Source organism: Chryseobacterium nakagawai (genome assembly GCF_900637665.1).
In the GTDB taxonomy this organism is placed as follows: Bacteria; Bacteroidota; Bacteroidia; order Flavobacteriales; family Weeksellaceae; genus Chryseobacterium; species Chryseobacterium nakagawai.
In genome coordinates, this window is record NZ_LR134386.1 from 1,132,554 (window position 1) to 1,151,495 (window position 18,942).

An 18,942-nucleotide genomic window follows, 5' to 3' on the forward strand; every position below is an offset into this window, starting at 1 on the left:
TGGCTTATTCTATTTAAAACAGATTATATTTTTTTAGCATAGTTTTAACTTTTCATACGCTGAAAAATTCATAGTTTTACTTATAATTTAAAATTCATGAGAAGATATATACTCATCTTTTTGCTTTTACCTTTGGTAGTCTTTTCTCAAAAAAAAGTTTCAAAAGAGATAATAGAGATTAAAAAATTTCAACAAGATCTTAATAAAGAATATCTTGATCCAAAGGAGACGCCTCTACGTGGGGATAATTTTAAGAATTTTAAAGGACATCCATTTTTCCCTTTTGACCTGAAATATCGCGTAACAGCAAAGTTTATCAGAACTAAAGATGCACAACCTTTTGAACTGCCAACATCTTCAGGCAAAACAAAGTCTTATAAAGAATATGGAAAAGCAACGTTTGAACTGGACGGAAAACCCTATACATTAACGCTATACCAGAGTCTGGATCTTATTAAACAAGATAAGTACAAAGATTATCTTTTCCTGCCGTTTCGTGATGCTACCAATGAGAAAGAAACGTATGGCGGTGGAAAATATATGGATCTGAAAATCCCACAGGGAAATACTATTGTTCTGGATTTTAACCAGTCTTATCATCCTTTTTGCGCTTATAATGCCTACGATTATAACTGTCCTATTGTTCCTGAAGAAAATAAACTTCCAGTGGAAATACGGGCAGGAGTAATGTATGAAGATATTTATCATCACTAAATTATGATAAAACTAGAATTTTTTAGACCAGAAGAACATCTTTCCGGGGTTAGCTATGGGTTAGATGAAAATCAGTTGCGTTTCACGGCTTCTGCCAGCCAGGCTTTACAAAGAATTAGAGAAAGGGATGATAATAAAGCATTTCCTATTACGATCCTGGAACAAAATGTTCCGGCAGGATTTTTTGTCCTTGATTTTGGAATAGATAAATTAGAACTTACAGATAATGAAAATTCTGTGTTAATAAGATCCTTATCTGTAAACCCTGAAATGCAGGGTAGGGGAATCGGAAAAATTGCCATGATGCAGGTAGACGATTTTGTAAAGAAAAACTTTAAGCAATGTGATGAAATTGTTTTGGCTGTTAACCAGCAAAATGATTCTGCATATCATATTTATCTTAAAGCTGGATATATTGATGATGGTAAAACCAGAATCGGAAGAAGTGGGCCTCAATATCTCATGCATAAAAAACTTTAATAAAATTTTAAAATTATAATCTTCTTACTGCTGATTTGTTTCCATAACTTTGAGTAACATCAATATACAAATATGGAAATATCACTTCATAATCAGGTAGCAATAGTTACAGGAGCTTCCAGTGGGATAGGTTCTGGCATTGCAAAATCATTGGCTTCAGCAGGCGCCATTGTTATTGTTAATCATTCTTCGCCAAGGTCTCAGGGCGAGGCAAAATCAATATTAAAAGAAATAACAGATGCAGGAGGAAAGGGAATTACCTATCAATGCGATGTTTCACAGGAAGAACAGGTAATCAGAATGTTTCAGGATGTAGTTTCAGAATTTGGAACTGTAGATATTTTGATAAACAATGCCGGAATCCAGAGGGATGCTAAGTTTACTGAAATGACTTTAGAACAATGGAACGCTGTAATAGGCGTTAACCTTACAGGTCAGTTTCTTTGTGCAAGGGAAGCCATTAAAGAATTTCTTCGCCGTGGAATAGATTTGTCCCGTTCTATAGCCTGTGGAAAGATCATCCATATCAGTTCTGTACATGAAATTATTCCTTGGGCAGGGCATGCCAACTATGCATCCAGTAAAGGGGCTATCAGAATGCTGATGCAAACTTTGGCACAAGAATATGGTGCGGATAAAATCCGTGTTAATTCCATCTGTCCCGGCGCCATACAAACCCCTATTAATCAAAATGCATGGAGTACACCGGAAGCACTTAATTCACTGCTCACACTTATTCCATACAATAGAATCGGACAACCACAGGATATAGGAAATCTGGCGGCATTCCTAGTCAGTGATCTTGCTGATTACATTACCGGAACCAGTATTTTCGTTGATGGTGGAATGACTACGTTTGAGAGTTTCTCTACAGGCGGGTAGAGTTTCTCATTCAAGATTTAAAGTTAGGGAATTGTTATCATGAGTACGTGATAGTTTACCATTATATTATTTATTACTCTTAATTAACGCTTATGTCAGAAAAACAGAGAGTTTCAGATATCTCATGGAAAAAATGGGGACCCTACGTAAGTAACCGTGAATGGGGACTTGTTCGTGAGGATTACAGTGAAAATGGAGATGCCTGGAATTATACTAATCATGACACGGCAGAGGCCAAGACCTACCGATGGGGTGAGGAAGGCATCTGTGGAATATGTGATGATCTTCAGAAGCTTGTATTTTCCGTTGGGTTCTGGAATAAAAAGGATAGAATGGTAAAGGAACGTTTTTTTGGTCTTACTAATGGGCAGGGAAATCATGGGGAAGACGTAAAGGAATATTTTTATTATCTGGATTCCACACCTACCCATTCTTATATGAAGATGTTGTATAAATATCCTCAAAATCCTTTTCCTTATGATGACTTGATTAAAACGAATGCCGAAAGAAGTAAAGAGGAGCCCGAATACGAATTAATCGATACCGGAATTCTTGAACATAATGAATACTTTGATATTTTTATTGAGTACGCTAAAGAAAGCCAGAGTGATATTCTTATTAGGGTAACGATTATTAATAAAGCTGAGAAAGATGCAGACCTTATCATTTTGCCTACAATCTGGTTCAGAAACACTTGGAACTGGGGATACAATGATTATAAACCTGAATTGTCTGCTGAAGAAGCGAATCACATCAAAATAAATCATGAGGATCTTGAAGTAAAGAATTTATACGCAAGACAATCTTTAAAAGTATTGTTTTGTAATAATGAAACCAATAATAAAAGGCTTTATCAATCTTCCAATGAATCAAGATATTGTAAGGATGGAATTAATGATTTTGTTCTAACCGGAAACTCCCAAGCGGTTAATCCTAAAAATACAGGCACAAAAGCTTCATTTTTTCTTGATGAATGTATTAAAGCTAAAGAATCCAGAGTATATGAATTCCGGCTTTCGGATAAGGAATTAAAAGATCCGTTCAGTGATTTTGAATCTATTTTTGAAGCAAGGCACAAAGAGTCAGATGAATTTTATGCTGAAGTTCAGAAAGGAATTCAATCAGAGGATGAGAAATTGGTACAAAGGCAGGCTTTTGCCGGTATGCTTTGGAACAAAATGTTTTACCACTACAATGTTGAAAAATGGCTGAAGGGTGATCCTGCAGAGATGCCCCCACCCAAATCCCGTGAAAGAATAAGGAATTATGACTGGAAGCATCTTAATAATGAACATATTATTTCCATGCCGGATAAATGGGAATATCCTTGGTATGCTACCTGGGATCTGGCATTTCATACCATCAGTTTTTCATTGATTGATCCGGATTTCGCTAAGCATCAGCTGAAACTTTTTTTATTTGAATGGTATATGCACCCTAACGGACAGCTTCCGGCTTATGAATGGAACTTTAGTGATGTAAATCCTCCGGTACATGCATGGGCTGTTTTCAGGGTATTTAAGATCGATGAATATATAAGAGATAAGCCTGATCTTGAATTTTTAGAAAGTGCTTTCCAAAAATTATTGATGAACTTTACTTGGTGGGTAAATAAAAAAGACATCAATGGCAATAATATTTTTGAAGGTGGATTTTTAGGACTTGATAATATTGGTGTTTTTGATAGAAATACTACTTTACCCAATGGAGAACAGTTGGAACAATCAGATGGAACAAGCTGGATGGCCATGTTCGCTTTAAATATGATGCGGATTGCGTTGGAATTAGCTCAATACAATAATGTATATGAAGAAATGGCAATGAAGTTTTTTGAACACTTCCTAGCCATTGCCAATTCACTGGACAATATGGGAGATGAGAACTTTAGCCTTTGGGATGAAGAAGATGAGTTTTTCTATGATGCTATTGCATCCAGTGACGGAACTCATATGTATTTACGGTTAAGAACCATTGTAGGATTAATTCCCATGTTTGCCGTTGAGGTAATAGATGATGAGATGATTGAAAACCTTCCCAATTTCAAGAAAAGAATGAAATGGGTATTAGATAATAAACCAGAGCTGGCTGCATTGGTTTCAAGATGGGAAGTGAAAGGTCAGGACTCCAAACACCTTTTATCTTTGTTGCGAGGACATCGGTTAAAAAGATTGCTTGCGAGAATGTTGAACCCTGACGAATTTCTAAGCGAATATGGGGTAAGAGCTCTTTCAAAAGAATATGAGAAAAACCCTTACACGCTGAATCTCAATGAAACTGATTATAGTGTAAAATATACTCCTGCAGAAAGCGACAGCGGATTGTTTGGAGGGAACAGCAACTGGCGAGGACCAATTTGGTTTCCAATCAATTTTTTGATTATTGATAGTCTACAGCGGTTTTTCTTCTATTACAGCCCTGATTTCTTAGTTGAATATCCTACTGGAAGTGGAAATTATTCGAGTTTGGATCAGATAGCAGATTCATTAAATAAACGGTTAGCAAAGATTTTTTTAAAAGATAATGATGGAAAACGTCCCGTAAATGGTCAGTATGAAAGATTTCAAACCGATCCTGATTTTAAAGATTACATTTTATTTTACGAATATTTTCATGGTGATAACGGACGTGGAGTAGGAGCCTCTCATCAAACAGGCTGGACAGGTCTTATTGCAAAAATACTACAGCCAAGGTTTACTAAGAAAGAGATTGCTGAATCTGAAACGGAAATGCCGGAGGATATTGAAGAAAAAAATAAATTAGGTTGAGGAAGTTGAAATAGTGAAGAATATTCATATGGATGAGACTGTGAAAAGGAAAAATATGTAAATAGGTATACTGAATTTGCTTTTTACACTTTGCCAATCAACTTTCTTTGCCTTTTAAAAACTATTCAAATATCTGCTGTATCACTTCCAATGATGCTGGGGTTTTAAAATCTGTGATATGATAATGGTAATATACCAAAAGGCTGTCCAGAAAATCTTTTCTTTGAGAAGAATGTATTTTTACACTATAAAGATTTTCAGCACAGAGAACGTTTTTCCAAATCATGGAAATTTCTTCATTGAATAACTGATGGGCCGAAAGTGTAGAAAAAGTTCCTGTTTCCGGATCTAAAAAGTTTCCTTCTCCCATTAAGGGAGCAACTCCCTGTACTTTTAGGATAACAAGCAGAAATAACAAATGACACTGATAGTTTTGTTGTTCCAGTTCAGTAATAAACCTTTCAATACTGAAGAAAATATTAAGGTTTTTATTTTCAAGTTTTAGAACCTGATTCAGGAAGTCTGAAATAAAGAATATGACAGTGCCTGCCTTGATATCAGCATAAGTATCATTAGCTTTTACCAGTTCAAATTTTGAGATGGTGGGTATTCCATTTCCTCTTACCGGGCTAATGGAGAAGTTTAGTTTATTCAAGGGTTGCAGGAAGGCTTTCTTTTTATTTTTTCTGGAATAAATTCCCTTCAGAAAATAAGACTGAAAACCATCCTCTTCTGTAAAACAATGCAATACAGCATCATTTTCCCCGTATTTGATGAATGAAAGTAAAAAACCGTTTTGTGTATTCATTAATTGACTACGCCTATTTTGGCTGTCGCTTTATCAGAACCATCTTCATTGGTCATGAGTACAAAATAAATTCCTGATGCCACTCTGGCTCCACGCTGGTTATTAAGATCCCATTCATAATAACCTCCTCTTGCTACCGCAGAATGCACAACATTTCCTGCAGCATCAACGATTCTTATGTTGGTTTTCTCTGCTAATCCTTTAATTGTAACTTTTCCTTTGAAATTAGAATATACAACAGGGTTAGGATAAACAACTACATCTCCAAAATTGGAAGTTACATCAGAGATATCCCCTTGATAGGTTACAATACCATTATAAGTCACGAAATAAACTTTCCCTGTTTTTTTATCTACTTTTATATCAGTAACGCTATTGGTAGGAAGAGGTGAATTTTCCATGGTAAAGCGTTTTATGATCTTTTGACCATCTGCAGAAAGGTAATATACCCCGCCTCCATCTACAGAAACCCACTTGTAATTTCCACCATCTACTTCTATCTGAAGAATACTGGAATCTCTGAAAAGTTCTTCCCCAAGACCATTTTGTTCTATGATGATAGGATTAACCTTAGGCTCAGGAGTTTTTATTTCAGTAGCCGCATTAGATAAAACTCTCACTCCTTTATCTGTACTAATCCATACGTCACCGGATTTGTCGGCAGCTACAGATAATGTTCCTGAAGCAGTGGATGGAAATCCGTTTTTTTCAACCAATATATAATCAGTATCATCAGAAAAATTGAGGGCATCTTTGTAATCATATACCCAAAAAGCATTTGATCTGGATAAAGGAACCCATAACATATTTTGATAAACGATAGGCTTTTGTACGGATGCACTTTTAAAATTAGATATTTTTAGATTGAAATCATCTTTAGACTTATCGTATACAGCTACAGCAGGACCTCCATCATTAAATGAAAATACAGCGAAGATATTGTTTTGGGTATCAGTTGTAAGCCCTACCGCACGTCTTTGTGCAGGAGTGGCTTGTACTGCATAGCGTTTTACAAAATCAAAATCTTTATTTGAGGCATTATATTTCATTTTATAAATTCCCTGAACATCTAGTGCATAGTTGGCAAAAAGGACTTCATTATTATCAAGAGGACTAAGGATCGCATCCAATATATTGAGCGTTCCTGTAAAAGTTTTAAAGTAAGAAGGATAGATCCATTCTGTACCATTAAAATAGTAAAATCCAGGTTTTTTAGGGTTGTATACTGGTGTATTATATCTTTCTGCTCTTGCTCCGGTGGAAACCAATACCTGATTATTATCGTATAGATTTATTTTATAGGCAAAATTAAATTCTGGTCCGGATGGTTTATAAGTATGATTACTTTCATCCTTTATTCCTGATAATACTGTTCCGCCAAATAATTTTCCTCCAGCCATGATAGCGGTATTACATTGCTCTCCAAAATCTGTAGCATTAGAGTTGGTTCCATTAAGTCCAAACGTATATACTCTACTGTCTGTGACTACAATATTATTTTCTGTTACCACAACATCCTGAATATTTCCAAGATTGATAGGTAACTGAATAGGAGCTCCATTATTATAGATGAATGCAGCGGTAGCAGAAGAAAATGCTAGCTCCGATTCTGAATCAATATGTTTGAAGGTACCGGGAACCTCTGTAACCCATGTAGAATATGCCGGAAAAGTATTATTTATTTCATGACTCTTCAAACCTGTATTGGTTACAGAGTATACCTTATTTCCAAATATAGTAGCTTCATTACTTGCTTCAAACGATCCTCCGCTTAGAAAAAATACAGTATCCGCAAATTCTTTCTTTTTTAGGTTAAATATCGAAACTCCATACCCTACGGAAATGGTAGCTCTATCTCCTGTAATAGAGATGTGATTGATTTTTTTATTTCCGTTATAACCTGTAGCGATAGGAATATCAACAATATATTTAACCTCATTAGGCGTTACTACATCTATTGCACCATTTTCATAACCAATAACTGCTGTTTTGCTTTTAGGATCATAATCGAAGGCTGTTATCCCTATATTATGGAGACCATTTGCTTTAGACAATTTCGTAATTTCTCCTGTTGATATTGTATAATAGAATATCCCATTTTCCGTGGCAGCTACTATTTTCCCATTGTCTTCCTTCATGGCTAAGACATTATTATAGGAGAAGAGATCTGCCCATTTTTTAGATGAAATGACCTGAGCTTTTGTAAACTGCAGGGAGGCTAAAATACCAAGAGAAATTAGAGAGAGTTTTTTCATATTATGCTATTATGCTGCTATCTATTGCCTGGTTGTTCCAGGAAATATGCTGTATGTTTTTGTTTGAATCAAAATAAAAATCTATTCTACCTAAAAGAAGTCCTGCCCATCCTACCTGATTAACAAGTACGTTTTTGCCTTGTCTGTTGGTGAATGTTTGAGGTTCCGGTAAGAATGTATGAGTATGACCGCCTAGGATGATGTCAATATTTTCCGTATTGGCAGCTAAAATTTTATCACTTACTTTAGTTGGTTCATCCCTATAATCATATCCTATGTGTGAAAGGCAAATGACAAGATCACATTTTTGGTCTTTTTTCAAAAAGTCTGAATAATGTTGAGCTACATCAATAGGGTTAGAATATACGGTTTCTGCATATTGCTTTTTACCAACAAGACCATCTAACTGAATTCCGACTCCAAAGATTCCGACTTTAATTCCATTTTTGTTGAAAATCTTATAAGGAGTTGTCTTTCCGTCCAGAATCGTATTCTTAAAATCATAATTTGAACAGATAAAAGGGAACTTTGCGTTCGGAAGAACCTTTAAAAATCCTTCAAGCCCGTTATCAAAATCATGATTTCCCATGGTAGAAGCATCATATTTCATCATGGACATTAGTTTGAATTCCAGTTCACCACCAAAAAAGTTAAAATAAGGGGTTCCCTGAAAAATATCTCCGGAATCAAGAAGAAGTACATTACTTTCCTGATTTCTGATTTGCTGAATTAAGCTGGCTCTTCTTGCAAAACCTCCCTGATTGGGATTCTTTGTGTAGCTTGCATCAAAAGGCTCTATTCTGCTATGCTGATCGTTAGTATGAAGAATGGTTAGTTTATTAGCGGGTTTTAAGTCAAGAATTTTTAATTCCTCCGCCATCATCATATTGGGAGCTAAAGCCATTGCCAAAGATCCACCACCTATTGCTTTTAAAAAACTTTTTCTATCCATTACTTTTTACCGATAAAATTTAAACGAACATCTGTAGGAGAAACAATTTCAGGATTTCTCTTGAAATAATCTATGTATAAATCCCTAAGCTTAACTCCTGTAGGGATAGACTCACCTTTTGAAAAGAATTTCATATTATCACCACCCAAAGCTAAATAGTCTGAAGTAGCAATAAAGTAGTCTTTGTTCGGATCTATTTCTTTTCCATTAACTAATGATTTTATTAACTGTCCGTTTTTTGTTTCAATATATAAATGTGAGACCGGATTATTGACCTGTGTTTTTGCATAGTATTCAAATAGTCCAGGTAAATCTGCACCTTTCATTTTTACAATAATCAGTTCGTTTTCAAAAGGCATTACCTCAAAAAGATTTTTCAGCATAATGTCACCTTTTCCAATTGTAGTACGAATTCCTCCAATATTGATTAATGCGGCATCTACATTTTGTTTAAGATGCGTCTTCGTCCATTCATCGCCTCCCTCAAGGGTATAATCTGCTAAAAGATTTCCCAGATTGCTGTTATCTCCCTGCTTTGTAAGATCTGTATTGGTGTGTGAGATTTTTTGGTTCATCTCTTTATCCAATTTCTGCTTATAAGGTTCAATAAATTTTACAAACTCCTCATCATTCTTTAGCTCATTATTAATAGAAATATTCTTCTGGGTCTTTACATTCACTAGCTGCGGCGTAGAAACCGTTTTGCAAGCAGTAAGAGATGCCAGAGCAATTCCTAGTAACAAGAATTTATTTTTCATATGCTGTAAATTATTTTTTATAAAGGTCATATGCAATCGCTGGTTATTTCGGTGTTTTTGTAAACAGTTTAAGATATAGCGATTTCATATTATCTTTTAGTATATGCAAATATAACTATATGTATAATAAAACATTATTATTTATTATAAATTCTTATTGTAAATGATTAAATTTGGCAAAAATAATTCGAACAGATGAGCATTTTAAAAGGAGTAGGTGTTGCGTTGGTAACACCCTTTAATGAAGATTTATCCGTTGACTTCGACAGTTTAACAAAACTTGTTGAATATAACATTGAGAACGGAACCAATTATTTGGTAGTATTGGGAACTACGGCTGAGGCTGCAACGCTTTCTGATGAAGAGAAGAAACAGGTAATTGAGCATATCATTAAGGTGAATAATAAACGTCTTCCTTTGGTCTTAGGTATAGGCGGTAACAATACTCTTGAGGTCAAGAAACAGATTGAAGAAGCAGATCTTTCTGCATTTGAAGCCGTACTTTCTGTATCTCCATATTATAATAAACCTAACCAGGAAGGTCTTTACCAACATTATAAAGCTTTAGCTGCTACCGGAAAGAATATTATTATTTATAATGTTCCTTCCAGAACTGGACAAAATGTTGATGCTGATACTACGATTCGTCTTGCAAAAGAGTTTTCGAATCTATTCATGATTAAAGAAGCAGCACCCAATATTTTACAGTATTTTGATATTCTTAGAAAGAAACCTGAAGGGTTCTCTTTGGTTTCAGGAGATGATGAGTTCACGCTTCCTGTAACATTGGCAGGTGGAAATGGAGTAATTTCTGTTATCGGGCAGGGGTATCCAAAAGAATTCTCTACTATGGTGCAATTAGCCTTTGAAGGAAAGGTAAAAGAGGCTTATGAAATCCACAACAAGCTGGTTGACATTACCCGTCTTATCTTTGCAGAAGGTAACCCTTGCGGTATTAAGGTCGTATTAGCGGAAAAAGGAATTATCAAGAATTATCTTAGACTTCCTTTGGTTCAGGCATCTGAAGGACTTTATGCTAAAATTAAAGCTGAAATGGCCAATATTTAAGAGATGGAAATAGGAAGTGTTGAGATTTTATGAATTTCAATTGCTTAATAAAAATAACCATAAATACAAAAAAGTGAAAAGTTCAGTCTTTTCACTTTTTTTAATCATAATCCATAACGTATGAAATTAATAAAAGCAACAGGAAAGGATATTCCTCTCATTCAGGATCTGGCAAGAAGATCATGGAAGAATGCCTATGCGGAGATCCTTTCAGAAGAACAAATGGAATATATGCTTTCTGAGATGTACTCGGAACAGGAAATTGAAAGTCAGCTGCAGAATTCCAATTATCATTATTACCTGATTGAAGATGAAACTAATGATTCTTACGAAGGGTTTATAGGATATGAACACAATTATGAAAATAAAACTACAAAACTTCACCGCATTTATTTGGTTCCGGAAAGCAAAGGAAAAGGGTTTGGAAAATGCGCCCTTCAGTTTCTAAATGAGAAAGTTTCTGAGAACGGAAATAACAGGATTATCCTTAATGTCAATAAAAATAATGCAGCCAAAAATTTCTACGAATCCCAAGGCTACAAGGTTTATGGTGAAGGAATCTTTGATATTGGTAATGGATTTGTAATGGATGACTACCTGATGGAGTACATAGTCTAATTTATTAAGCTAATATAAGTACACAAGGCTGGTTCAGACAAATCAGCCTTGTGTTTTAAAGGTTTATTAATTAATAAGTCCATGAGGGTCTATTACAAATTTTTTGGCAGCACCATTGTCAAATTCAGTATAACCTTTCGGAGCATCTGCCAGACTAATGATCTGTACATTAACAGCTTTTGCTATTTTTACTTTATCATATAAAATAGCATTCATCAGCTGTCTATGATACTTCATTACAGGACATTGTCCTGTGTGGAATGAATGCGATTTTGCCCAGCCTAAACCTATTCTGATTTTAAGACTTCCCTGTTTTGCTGCCTCTTCCTTTGCTCCCGGATCTTCAGTCACATAGAGTCCCGGTATTCCAATGGAACCTCCGGCTCTGGTTATGGCCATAGCTTGATTAAGCACTATCGCAGGTTGTTCATCTTTTCCATCATGACCTCTTGCCTCAAATCCTACACAATCTACAAAGGAATCTACTTCCGGAACCCCAAGTATTGATGCAATTTGTTCTTCAAGAGGAATTGGATCTTTAAGGTTGATGGTTTCACAACCAAAACTCCTGGCCTGATTTAAACGTTCTTCAATCATATCTCCTACAATTACAACTGCCGCACCCAGCAGGTGACAACTTGCCGCACAAGCTAGTCCAACTGGACCTGCTCCTGCAATATATACTGTGGAGCCTGGTCCAACGCCTGCTGTTACAGCGCCATGAAAACCTGTAGGGAATATATCAGAAAGCATGGTAAGGTCTCTAATATAAGCCATAGCCTGTTCATTATCAGGGAATTTTAAAAGATTAAAATCAGCATAAGGAACCATTACATAATCTGCCTGGCCGCCTATCCAGCCCCCCATATCTACATATCCATACGCCGCACCTGGACGTGCAGGATTCACATTAAGGCAAATTCCGGTTTTTCCTTCTTTACAGTTTCTGCACCTTCCGCAAGCAATATTAAAAGGAACTGAAACCAAATCTCCAATATTAATAAATTCTACGTCTCTTCCTTTTTCAATTACTAATCCTGTAATTTCGTGACCGAGTACAAGTCCTGAAGGAGCTGTAGTTCTTCCACGAACCATATGCTGGTCGGAACCACAAATATTAGTGGAAACGACCTTCAGAATTACACCGTGTTCCATCTTTCTGTTTCCAAGGGCAAGTTTAGGATATTCAATTTCTCTGACTTCTACTTTCCCTGGTTCTACGTAAGTTACTCCATGATTTTGACACATAACTTTATTTTTTTTAGTTAATAATTCATTGATTCACTTTCAACTATCTAATATACAGTAAATTAATTATAGGGTGTTCTAATGAAATTCTCTGATTTATATTTTTCGATTTATCTCATAAATAAGGTTTTACTATTCATAATCTTTTTTTTTGCGCTTAAATTCGTATACTTTATAATTTACTTATTAAGAGTTTTTAATTCACCCTATTTAGACTTAAAATTTTGTAACTTTATCCTGTAATTCTATAACGGGTGATTTCATTTTTTGAATCATCTTTGTTTCAGAACCAAATCACTTATATAATAATACATTCATATGCTTGGTTTTGAGCTGACATAGCTTTTTATCAGTATATTTTTTTCATCCTTAGTGTTTAAATTCCTGTATTTTCGGATACAGGAGTTTTTGCGTATTTATATTATGTTAAAAAAATGTTTTCTATTTCACATTTAATTGAAATAAATTATTATATTTACTAAAAAAATAGGCTTACATATACCAGGATGAAAATGTACGTTAAATTTGATTTCAATGCCCTTTGTAAAAAGGTATTGGACGAAAAGCTGAAGGAGCACGGACTGAAATACCGGTTGCTGAACTTCGGTGAGGTGGAGTTCTATGAACCTTTTACACAGGAACAGCACAATCTTTTCAAGAAAAATCTTGGGGATTATGGTATTGAAATCATAGAAAGCCAGAAAACAGCTTTAGTGCAGAAAATAAAAGATGCTATTGTAGAACTTGTCTTTTCTGAAGAGATTATTCCCGTAAAAGCATCCATTTATATTTCTGAAAAACTGAATCACAGCTATGGATATCTTTCCAACCTGTTTTCAGAGGTTGCTTATACTTCCATAGAGAATTTTATTATTCTCCAGAAAATAGAGCATGCAAAAGCTCTGATTATAAGAAATAAGCAAAGTCTTACCGAAATTGCCCATAAGCTGAATTATTCCAGTGTGGCACATTTAAGTACTCAGTTTAAAAATACGACAGGAATTACACCCTCACAGTTTCAAAAGATCATAGGAAAAAGAAGAAGAGCCCAAAGCATGGTAATAAACCCTAAAATGCAGTATGAATAAAGAATTTCTGAACGTAATTGTAACAGATAACGATGAAAACACCTTAATTTTTTTTAAAAATATATTTAAAGAGCTGAAGATCTCTATAAAAGTTCAATGTTTTAACAATGGAAAAGATTTGATGAAGTATCTCAATAATGATGATGCTGTAATTCCCGAGATTGTTTTTATTAAATATAGTATTCCTGGAAAGGGCAGTATGGAATGCATTGATGAGATAAGAACCAATCCAAAATTCAGTAATATGGTGACGGCCATTTATGGAGAAGAAATCTCTGAAAGTGAAATTGAAGAAACCTTTGTAAAAGGAAACAATATTTGTATCAGAAAGCCTTCCGATTTCGGAACTTTAAAAAAGGTACTTACTGAGGTTATTACAATAAACTGGCAGTATTATACCTCAGGGCTAAATAAAGATAATTTTATTCTAAAAGTATGATAAACAGTAGATTTTAGTTTTCTATTTTATGAGAATGGAATGTTATTTATTGTATAATATTCACATTAAGGTGAAAATTTTATAACTAATAACTGAAATAATATAAAAAAGAAGACGGTTAATATTCAGACATTTGTAAATGTAAACTTAGTGACACAAATTTAATTATATACATGAAGATATAAATGAATGAGAAGTAATTGTTTCTACAGTAAAATATATAAATCACGATGTAAACAAAATGAGTTATATTCATTTCCAATTTTAAAGCATAGAAGATCTTTAAACAAAACGGTACAATCATGAAAACTTGAAATAGTTGGAGATATTTTTATTCGTTTCATTCCCTCATCTCCACCTAGACACAGTTAGTTTTTATAATAAGCAAGTTGGAAAAATAATTCATTTTGTTTTTTTAAATTTATTTTAATAGTGATGACTTATCTTCAAATAGTATATAGATATTTTCACACCACATCACAAAATATTAAGTATAAGCTATTAAAATAAATTTTTAAGCAGACCAAAAGTAATTTCTTCTAAATAACAGTTTTATAAGGGGCCGCAGGAAAATCTTTTTCTGCGGTTTTTTTATGAAATTTTACTCCATTTATTTTTTCCTTTGTAGTATTTTATGTAGTAATTTTTAATAATCAGATTGTCTTGTCTTGTGAGCAGGGGATCAGCTTCAAGTATTTTGTCAACAGTATTTTTAGTGGTCTTAATGATAGCAGAATCATTAACCAGATCCAGTCTTTTAAAATCAACTACACCGCTTTGCTGGGTTCCTAAAATATCACCAGGGCCGCGAAGTTGCATATCAACCTCAGAAATTTTAAAACCGTCATTAGTTTCGGTCATCGTTTTGATACGAGTTCTGCTTTCTTTGGATAACTTATCGGATGTCATCAGAATACAATAGCTCTGTTCAGCCCCTCTTCCTACACGTCCTCTCAGCTGATGCAGCTGTGAAAGACCGAATCTTTCAGAACTTTCAATAACCATTACAGAAGCATTTGGAACATTTACCCCTACTTCAATAACCGTAGTGGCTACCATAATTTCTGCTTTTCCTGAGGCGAAATAAGCCATAGCTGCATCTTTTTCATCCGGTTTCATTTTCCCGTGCAGCATGGTAACATTATAGTCAGAGAAGAAATCCATGACATGCTCCAAACCTTCCATCAGATTTTTGTAATCCAGGGTTTCAGACTCTTCAATCAATGGGTAAACAAAATAAATTTGTCTTCCTTTTTTGATCTCATCTTTACAGAAATTATAAACGTACAATCTATCTTTTTCCCTTCTGTGGGCTGTAATGATTGGCTTTCTTCCAACAGGCATTTCATCAATGACAGAAACATCCAGATCAGAATAAAAACTCATAGCCAAAGTTCTTGGAATAGGTGTTGCCGTCATTACCAGAATATGAGGCGGAATTTTATTTTTAGCCCAAAGCTTTGCCCGTTGTGCCACTCCAAATCGATGTTGCTCATCGATAATAGACAACCCAAGATTTTTGAATTTAACCTTGTCTTCCAAAACGGCGTGAGTTCCTACAAGAATAGAAAGTGTACCATTTTCCAATTCTTCATGAATAATTCTTCTTTCCTTTATTTTGGTAGAACCGGTCAACAACCGGATGTTGATTCCTGTTTTTTCCAGCAAATCCTTTATTCCATTATAATGCTGTTGGGCAAGAATCTCAGTAGGTGCCATCAGACAGCTTTGAAAGCCATTATCCATGGCAATAAGCATGGTTAATAAAGCAACCATTGTTTTTCCGGAACCTACATCACCCTGTAAAAGCCTGTTCATCTGAATCGGTCTTTTCATATCCATTCTGATCTCCTTTAATACCCTTTTTTGAGCACCAGTAAGTTCAAACGGAAGGTGATTTTCATAAAAATCATTGAAATGATCGCCTATAATAGGAAACGGATTACCATAAGACTGTGTTTTGTGATGAAGCTTTTTTAAGCCATATCCCAATTGAAAAAAGAAAGATTCTTCAAATTTCAATCTGAAATCTGCTTTATCAAAATGTTCCTGATCTTTTGGAAAATGAACATTCAGAAAAGCATGTTGTCTTGACATAAACTTAAAGGTTTTCATCATGTATTCCGGGAAATTTTCCTCGATAAGATTCGGGATCTCCTTACAGATATTTCTTAAAGCGTTTTGAAAGAATCTCTGATTGAGCCCTCTTTTTGTAAGTTTTTCAGAGCTTGGATAAATAGGCTTTAACCGGGTTTCACCTTCTTTCTTTTCCTCTGCCTCAATCTCAGGATGTGGCATGGAAAACTGGCGATTGAAAACATTGATTTTCCCGAAAATATAAACCTCCCGGTTAATGGGAAGCTGTTCTTTCAGCCACTTTGAATACTGAAACCATACAAGATCCATACTGCCTGTTTCATCATTAAATTTGGCTGTTAATCTTTTGGTTTTCCCGGTCTGGATTTCCTGAACTTGGGTAATCCTTCCTTTAAACTGTATCTCCTGACTGGATTCTTCATGAAGCTGAGAAATTTTATAGAGTTTACTTTTATCCAGATAGCGTATAGGGTAGAAGTTAAGCATGTCTTCTACAGTGGATAAACCTAACACACTTTTGATGAGTTTGGCTCTTTCCGGACCTATTCCTTTTACATATTCTATGGAAGTTTCTAAAGTCATTTCTTATCTGAGATTCGGGAATCGAATATGGTATGAAAAATAAAGGTTCGAATTTCGGGAAAATAAAAAAGACTTCCAAACAAAATTGAAAGTCTTAGTTTATATAGCTTATTAAAGTTTAAAACTTAATGGCTGATTACTCTTTGATTTTAGATTTGAACTTTTTCTGATAATCTTCCCATTGTTCTCTGGTACGGATCTTTTTAAAGAGATCCTTTGAAATAAGTTCCAGATAAGGTTCCAGTTCTTTAGCAGATAATTCTCCCTGAAGAATAGTGATGGGGTCACCATGTTCATCTAAAAATACAGTACTTGGGACAGCACCTACATTCATATATTGAGTAAATTCATGTAAAGAATTTCGTCCTTTTTTCTGTTCTGTATTAGGATTGGAAAATTTTCTTCCAAAAATTTCAATAGTCTTTTTTTCTTCTGCATTAAACTTTACAGGATAGAAGTTCTCATTTAAAATCTGGGAAAGTATAGGATGTCCGTATGTTTTCTTATCCATAATTTTACATGGCCCACACCAGTCTGCATAAAAATCAATAAGAATTTTTTTTGGATTTTCTTTTTGAGCTTTTAAGGCTTCTTCAATGGTCATCCATTTAGTTTGTGCAAAACTAAAATTTAATAATAATAAGAGAACTATGCTTAAAATTTTCTTCATAATTTGATATTTAAGTAAAAATAAGCATAACTACTTATTTTTTATTTTACATCCTGCATCAATTTTTTCACGAGTGAAGATAGCAATATTAATACCACTCCTGCAACTAATGCATAAATACCCAGTGTTTTATATCCATCTGTGTAAGCCAGTAGTTTACTCATATTGGTATTCCCAGTGTTGGATTCAGATAGGCTGGCTCCAATTTTTCCTGCAGCAAACTGTCCGAATGCACTTGCTAAGAACCATAATCCCATCATCATTCCAAACATTTTTTTAGGAGATAATTTGGTAATGATAGACATACCGATTGGGCCTAAACATAATTCTCCGAAAGTAATTACAAGCCATGTAAATGTAAATAAGTTAAGTGAAGACTTTCCATCTGCACCTGCAAAATATCTTAGACTATAAAATAAGAAGAACCCTGCAGCCAGGAATAAAAATCCAATTCCAAATTTATTAATAGTGTTTGGTTCAAGTTTCTTTTTGTTTAAGCCAACCCAAGCTAGACCAATAAGTGGACTGAAAATAATGATAAAGAAAGAATTAGCACTGTTGTTAATTACGTTAGGATCCATACCAAACCCTAGTAAACTATGTACAAGATTATCTTTTGCAAATAAAGATAGAGATCCACCACTTTGTTCATAAATAGAATTGAAAACAAAATACATGAATATAAATACGAATGCAGCAATCAGTTTCTTTTGGTAAGCCGAAGTCTGTTTTAAAGTTTCCATGATAAAATAACCTACCGCTGCAATACCAATAAGATACATGAAATAATCTGTAAAACTTGTATTTTTAACCATGATGAAGATCAGTGGCATGCTTAATAATGCTCCAATATATACCAATACCTCACGTAATGTTCTCTTAGATTTAGGAATGAATTGTAATGGAGAATCACCAATAGGCCCTAATGTTTTTCTGGTAGCAAAAAAAGTGATCAGACCTAAAACCATGACAATAGCAGCTGCAAGGAAGCACCAAGACCAAGAGTGATATTTTCCAAGATAAACACAGAGTGCTCCACCTAAAAGACCTCCAATGTTGATTCCGGCATAGAAAAGTCCATATCCGGCATCTCTTCTCGGATCATCTTCTTTATAAAGTTCCCCAACCATAGAAGATATATTAGGTTTGAAAAATCCGGTACCTATAATAGAACAGGTGATTCCAAAATAAAAGAAGTCGTGTGGAGAAAGAGCAATAATAAGATTTCCAACTGCCATGATAAGACCTCCAAAAACAAGAGACTTTTTGAAACCTAATATTTTATCCGCAAAAATACCTCCGATGAATGTAAATGCGTAGATAAAAGCCTGTATAGCTCCATATTGTAAATTAGCTTTGTCTTCCAATAGTCCCAATTGATCTACCATGAAAATGGTAAGGACTCCTCGCATTCCATAAAAACAGAAACGTTCCCACATTTCTACTGTGAATAAGGTCCAAAGCTGTTTTGGATACTTTCCTTTAAAATTTTGTATTTCTTCAAGAGTTAAGCTCATA

The 18,942-nt window shown here is 34.6% G+C and carries 16 protein-coding genes; 8 read left to right on the forward strand and 8 right to left on the reverse strand.

The annotated features are described in order from the left end of the window. Nucleotides 1-96: 96 nt before the first annotated feature. The 4 genes from EL260_RS05150 to EL260_RS05165 all read left to right on the forward strand — a co-directional run bounded on the left by EL260_RS05150 (nucleotide 97) and on the right by EL260_RS05165 (nucleotide 4,841). Nucleotides 97-714, forward strand: coding sequence for a DUF1684 domain-containing protein (locus EL260_RS05150; protein ID WP_123859146.1), 618 nt, complete (start codon nucleotides 97-99; stop codon nucleotides 712-714). Between the two features lie 3 nt (nucleotides 715-717). Next, nucleotides 718-1,194 carry a GNAT family N-acetyltransferase gene (locus tag EL260_RS05155; RefSeq protein WP_123859147.1) on the forward strand — a complete coding sequence of 159 codons (477 nt, stop codon included), beginning with the start codon at nucleotides 718-720 and terminating at the stop codon, nucleotides 1,192-1,194. Between the two features lie 72 nt (nucleotides 1,195-1,266). Then, on the forward strand, nucleotides 1,267-2,076 hold the full coding sequence (locus EL260_RS05160) for a glucose 1-dehydrogenase (RefSeq protein ID WP_123859148.1): 810 nt from the start codon (nucleotides 1,267-1,269) through the stop codon (nucleotides 2,074-2,076). Nucleotides 2,077-2,168: 92 nt separating this feature from the next. Beyond that, nucleotides 2,169-4,841, forward strand: a complete 2,673-nt coding sequence (locus EL260_RS05165; RefSeq protein ID WP_123859149.1) for an MGH1-like glycoside hydrolase domain-containing protein — start codon at nucleotides 2,169-2,171, stop codon at nucleotides 4,839-4,841. Nucleotides 4,842-4,962: 121 nt separating this feature from the next. Here the strand turns inward: EL260_RS05165 and recO are convergent, their stop codons facing one another. From recO to EL260_RS05185, 4 genes are read right to left on the reverse strand one after another with little or no spacing between them, the layout of a single operon-like run. Then, nucleotides 4,963-5,649, reverse strand: coding sequence for a DNA repair protein RecO (gene recO / locus EL260_RS05170; protein WP_123859150.1), 687 nt, complete (start codon nucleotides 5,647-5,649; stop codon nucleotides 4,963-4,965). After that, complete coding sequence (gene porZ / locus EL260_RS05175) at nucleotides 5,649-7,904, reverse strand: type IX secretion system anionic LPS delivery protein PorZ (protein WP_185145895.1); 2,256 nt, start codon at nucleotides 7,902-7,904, stop codon at nucleotides 5,649-5,651. Before porZ ends, recO begins: the two co-directional genes overlap by 1 nt. 1 nt (nucleotide 7,905) lies before the next feature. Beyond that, nucleotides 7,906-8,856, reverse strand: a complete 951-nt coding sequence (locus EL260_RS05180; protein ID WP_123859151.1) for a bifunctional metallophosphatase/5'-nucleotidase — start codon at nucleotides 8,854-8,856, stop codon at nucleotides 7,906-7,908. After that, nucleotides 8,856-9,614: a 5'-nucleotidase C-terminal domain-containing protein gene (locus EL260_RS05185; protein WP_123859152.1), complete on the reverse strand. Its 759-nt coding sequence runs from the start codon at nucleotides 9,612-9,614 to the stop codon at nucleotides 8,856-8,858. The genes EL260_RS05180 and EL260_RS05185 overlap by 1 nt, the downstream gene beginning before the upstream one ends. A gap of 195 nt (nucleotides 9,615-9,809) precedes the next feature. On the opposite strand from EL260_RS05185, the gene dapA reads away from it, so the two are divergent. Together dapA and EL260_RS05195 are read left to right on the forward strand one after the other, a co-directional pair. Then, on the forward strand, nucleotides 9,810-10,682 hold the full coding sequence (gene dapA / locus EL260_RS05190; RefSeq protein WP_123859153.1) for a 4-hydroxy-tetrahydrodipicolinate synthase: 873 nt from the start codon (nucleotides 9,810-9,812) through the stop codon (nucleotides 10,680-10,682). 120 nt (nucleotides 10,683-10,802) lie between these two features. Next, nucleotides 10,803-11,300 carry a GNAT family N-acetyltransferase gene (locus tag EL260_RS05195; RefSeq protein ID WP_123859154.1) on the forward strand — a complete coding sequence of 166 codons (498 nt, stop codon included), beginning with the start codon at nucleotides 10,803-10,805 and terminating at the stop codon, nucleotides 11,298-11,300. A gap of 66 nt (nucleotides 11,301-11,366) precedes the next feature. Here the strand turns inward: EL260_RS05195 and fdhA are convergent, their stop codons facing one another. After that, the gene (gene fdhA, locus EL260_RS05200) at nucleotides 11,367-12,548 is read right to left on the reverse strand and encodes a formaldehyde dehydrogenase, glutathione-independent (protein ID WP_123859155.1); all 1,182 of its coding nucleotides are present in this window, start codon (nucleotides 12,546-12,548) and stop codon (nucleotides 11,367-11,369) included. Between the two features lie 506 nt (nucleotides 12,549-13,054). Between fdhA and EL260_RS05205 the strand changes: the two genes are divergently transcribed. Next, the gene (locus EL260_RS05205; protein ID WP_123859156.1) at nucleotides 13,055-13,636 is read left to right on the forward strand and encodes a helix-turn-helix domain-containing protein; all 582 of its coding nucleotides are present in this window, start codon (nucleotides 13,055-13,057) and stop codon (nucleotides 13,634-13,636) included. Further along, nucleotides 13,629-14,075: a response regulator gene (locus EL260_RS05210; protein WP_123859157.1), complete on the forward strand. Its 447-nt coding sequence runs from the start codon at nucleotides 13,629-13,631 to the stop codon at nucleotides 14,073-14,075. The genes EL260_RS05205 and EL260_RS05210 overlap by 8 nt, the downstream gene beginning before the upstream one ends. A gap of 591 nt (nucleotides 14,076-14,666) precedes the next feature. On the opposite strand, the gene recG is transcribed toward EL260_RS05210, so the two are convergent. From recG to EL260_RS05225, 3 genes are all read right to left on the reverse strand, one after another. Next, nucleotides 14,667-16,754: an ATP-dependent DNA helicase RecG gene (recG, locus tag EL260_RS05215; protein ID WP_123859158.1), complete on the reverse strand. Its 2,088-nt coding sequence runs from the start codon at nucleotides 16,752-16,754 to the stop codon at nucleotides 14,667-14,669. Nucleotides 16,755-16,890: 136 nt separating this feature from the next. After that, a complete protein-coding gene (locus tag EL260_RS05220; RefSeq protein WP_123859159.1) occupies nucleotides 16,891-17,424 on the reverse strand; it encodes a thioredoxin family protein in 534 nt (177 codons plus the stop codon). Nucleotides 17,425-17,465: 41 nt separating this feature from the next. Further along, complete coding sequence (locus tag EL260_RS05225) at nucleotides 17,466-18,941, reverse strand: peptide MFS transporter (protein WP_123859160.1); 1,476 nt, start codon at nucleotides 18,939-18,941, stop codon at nucleotides 17,466-17,468. Nucleotide 18,942: the final 1 nt, after the last annotated feature.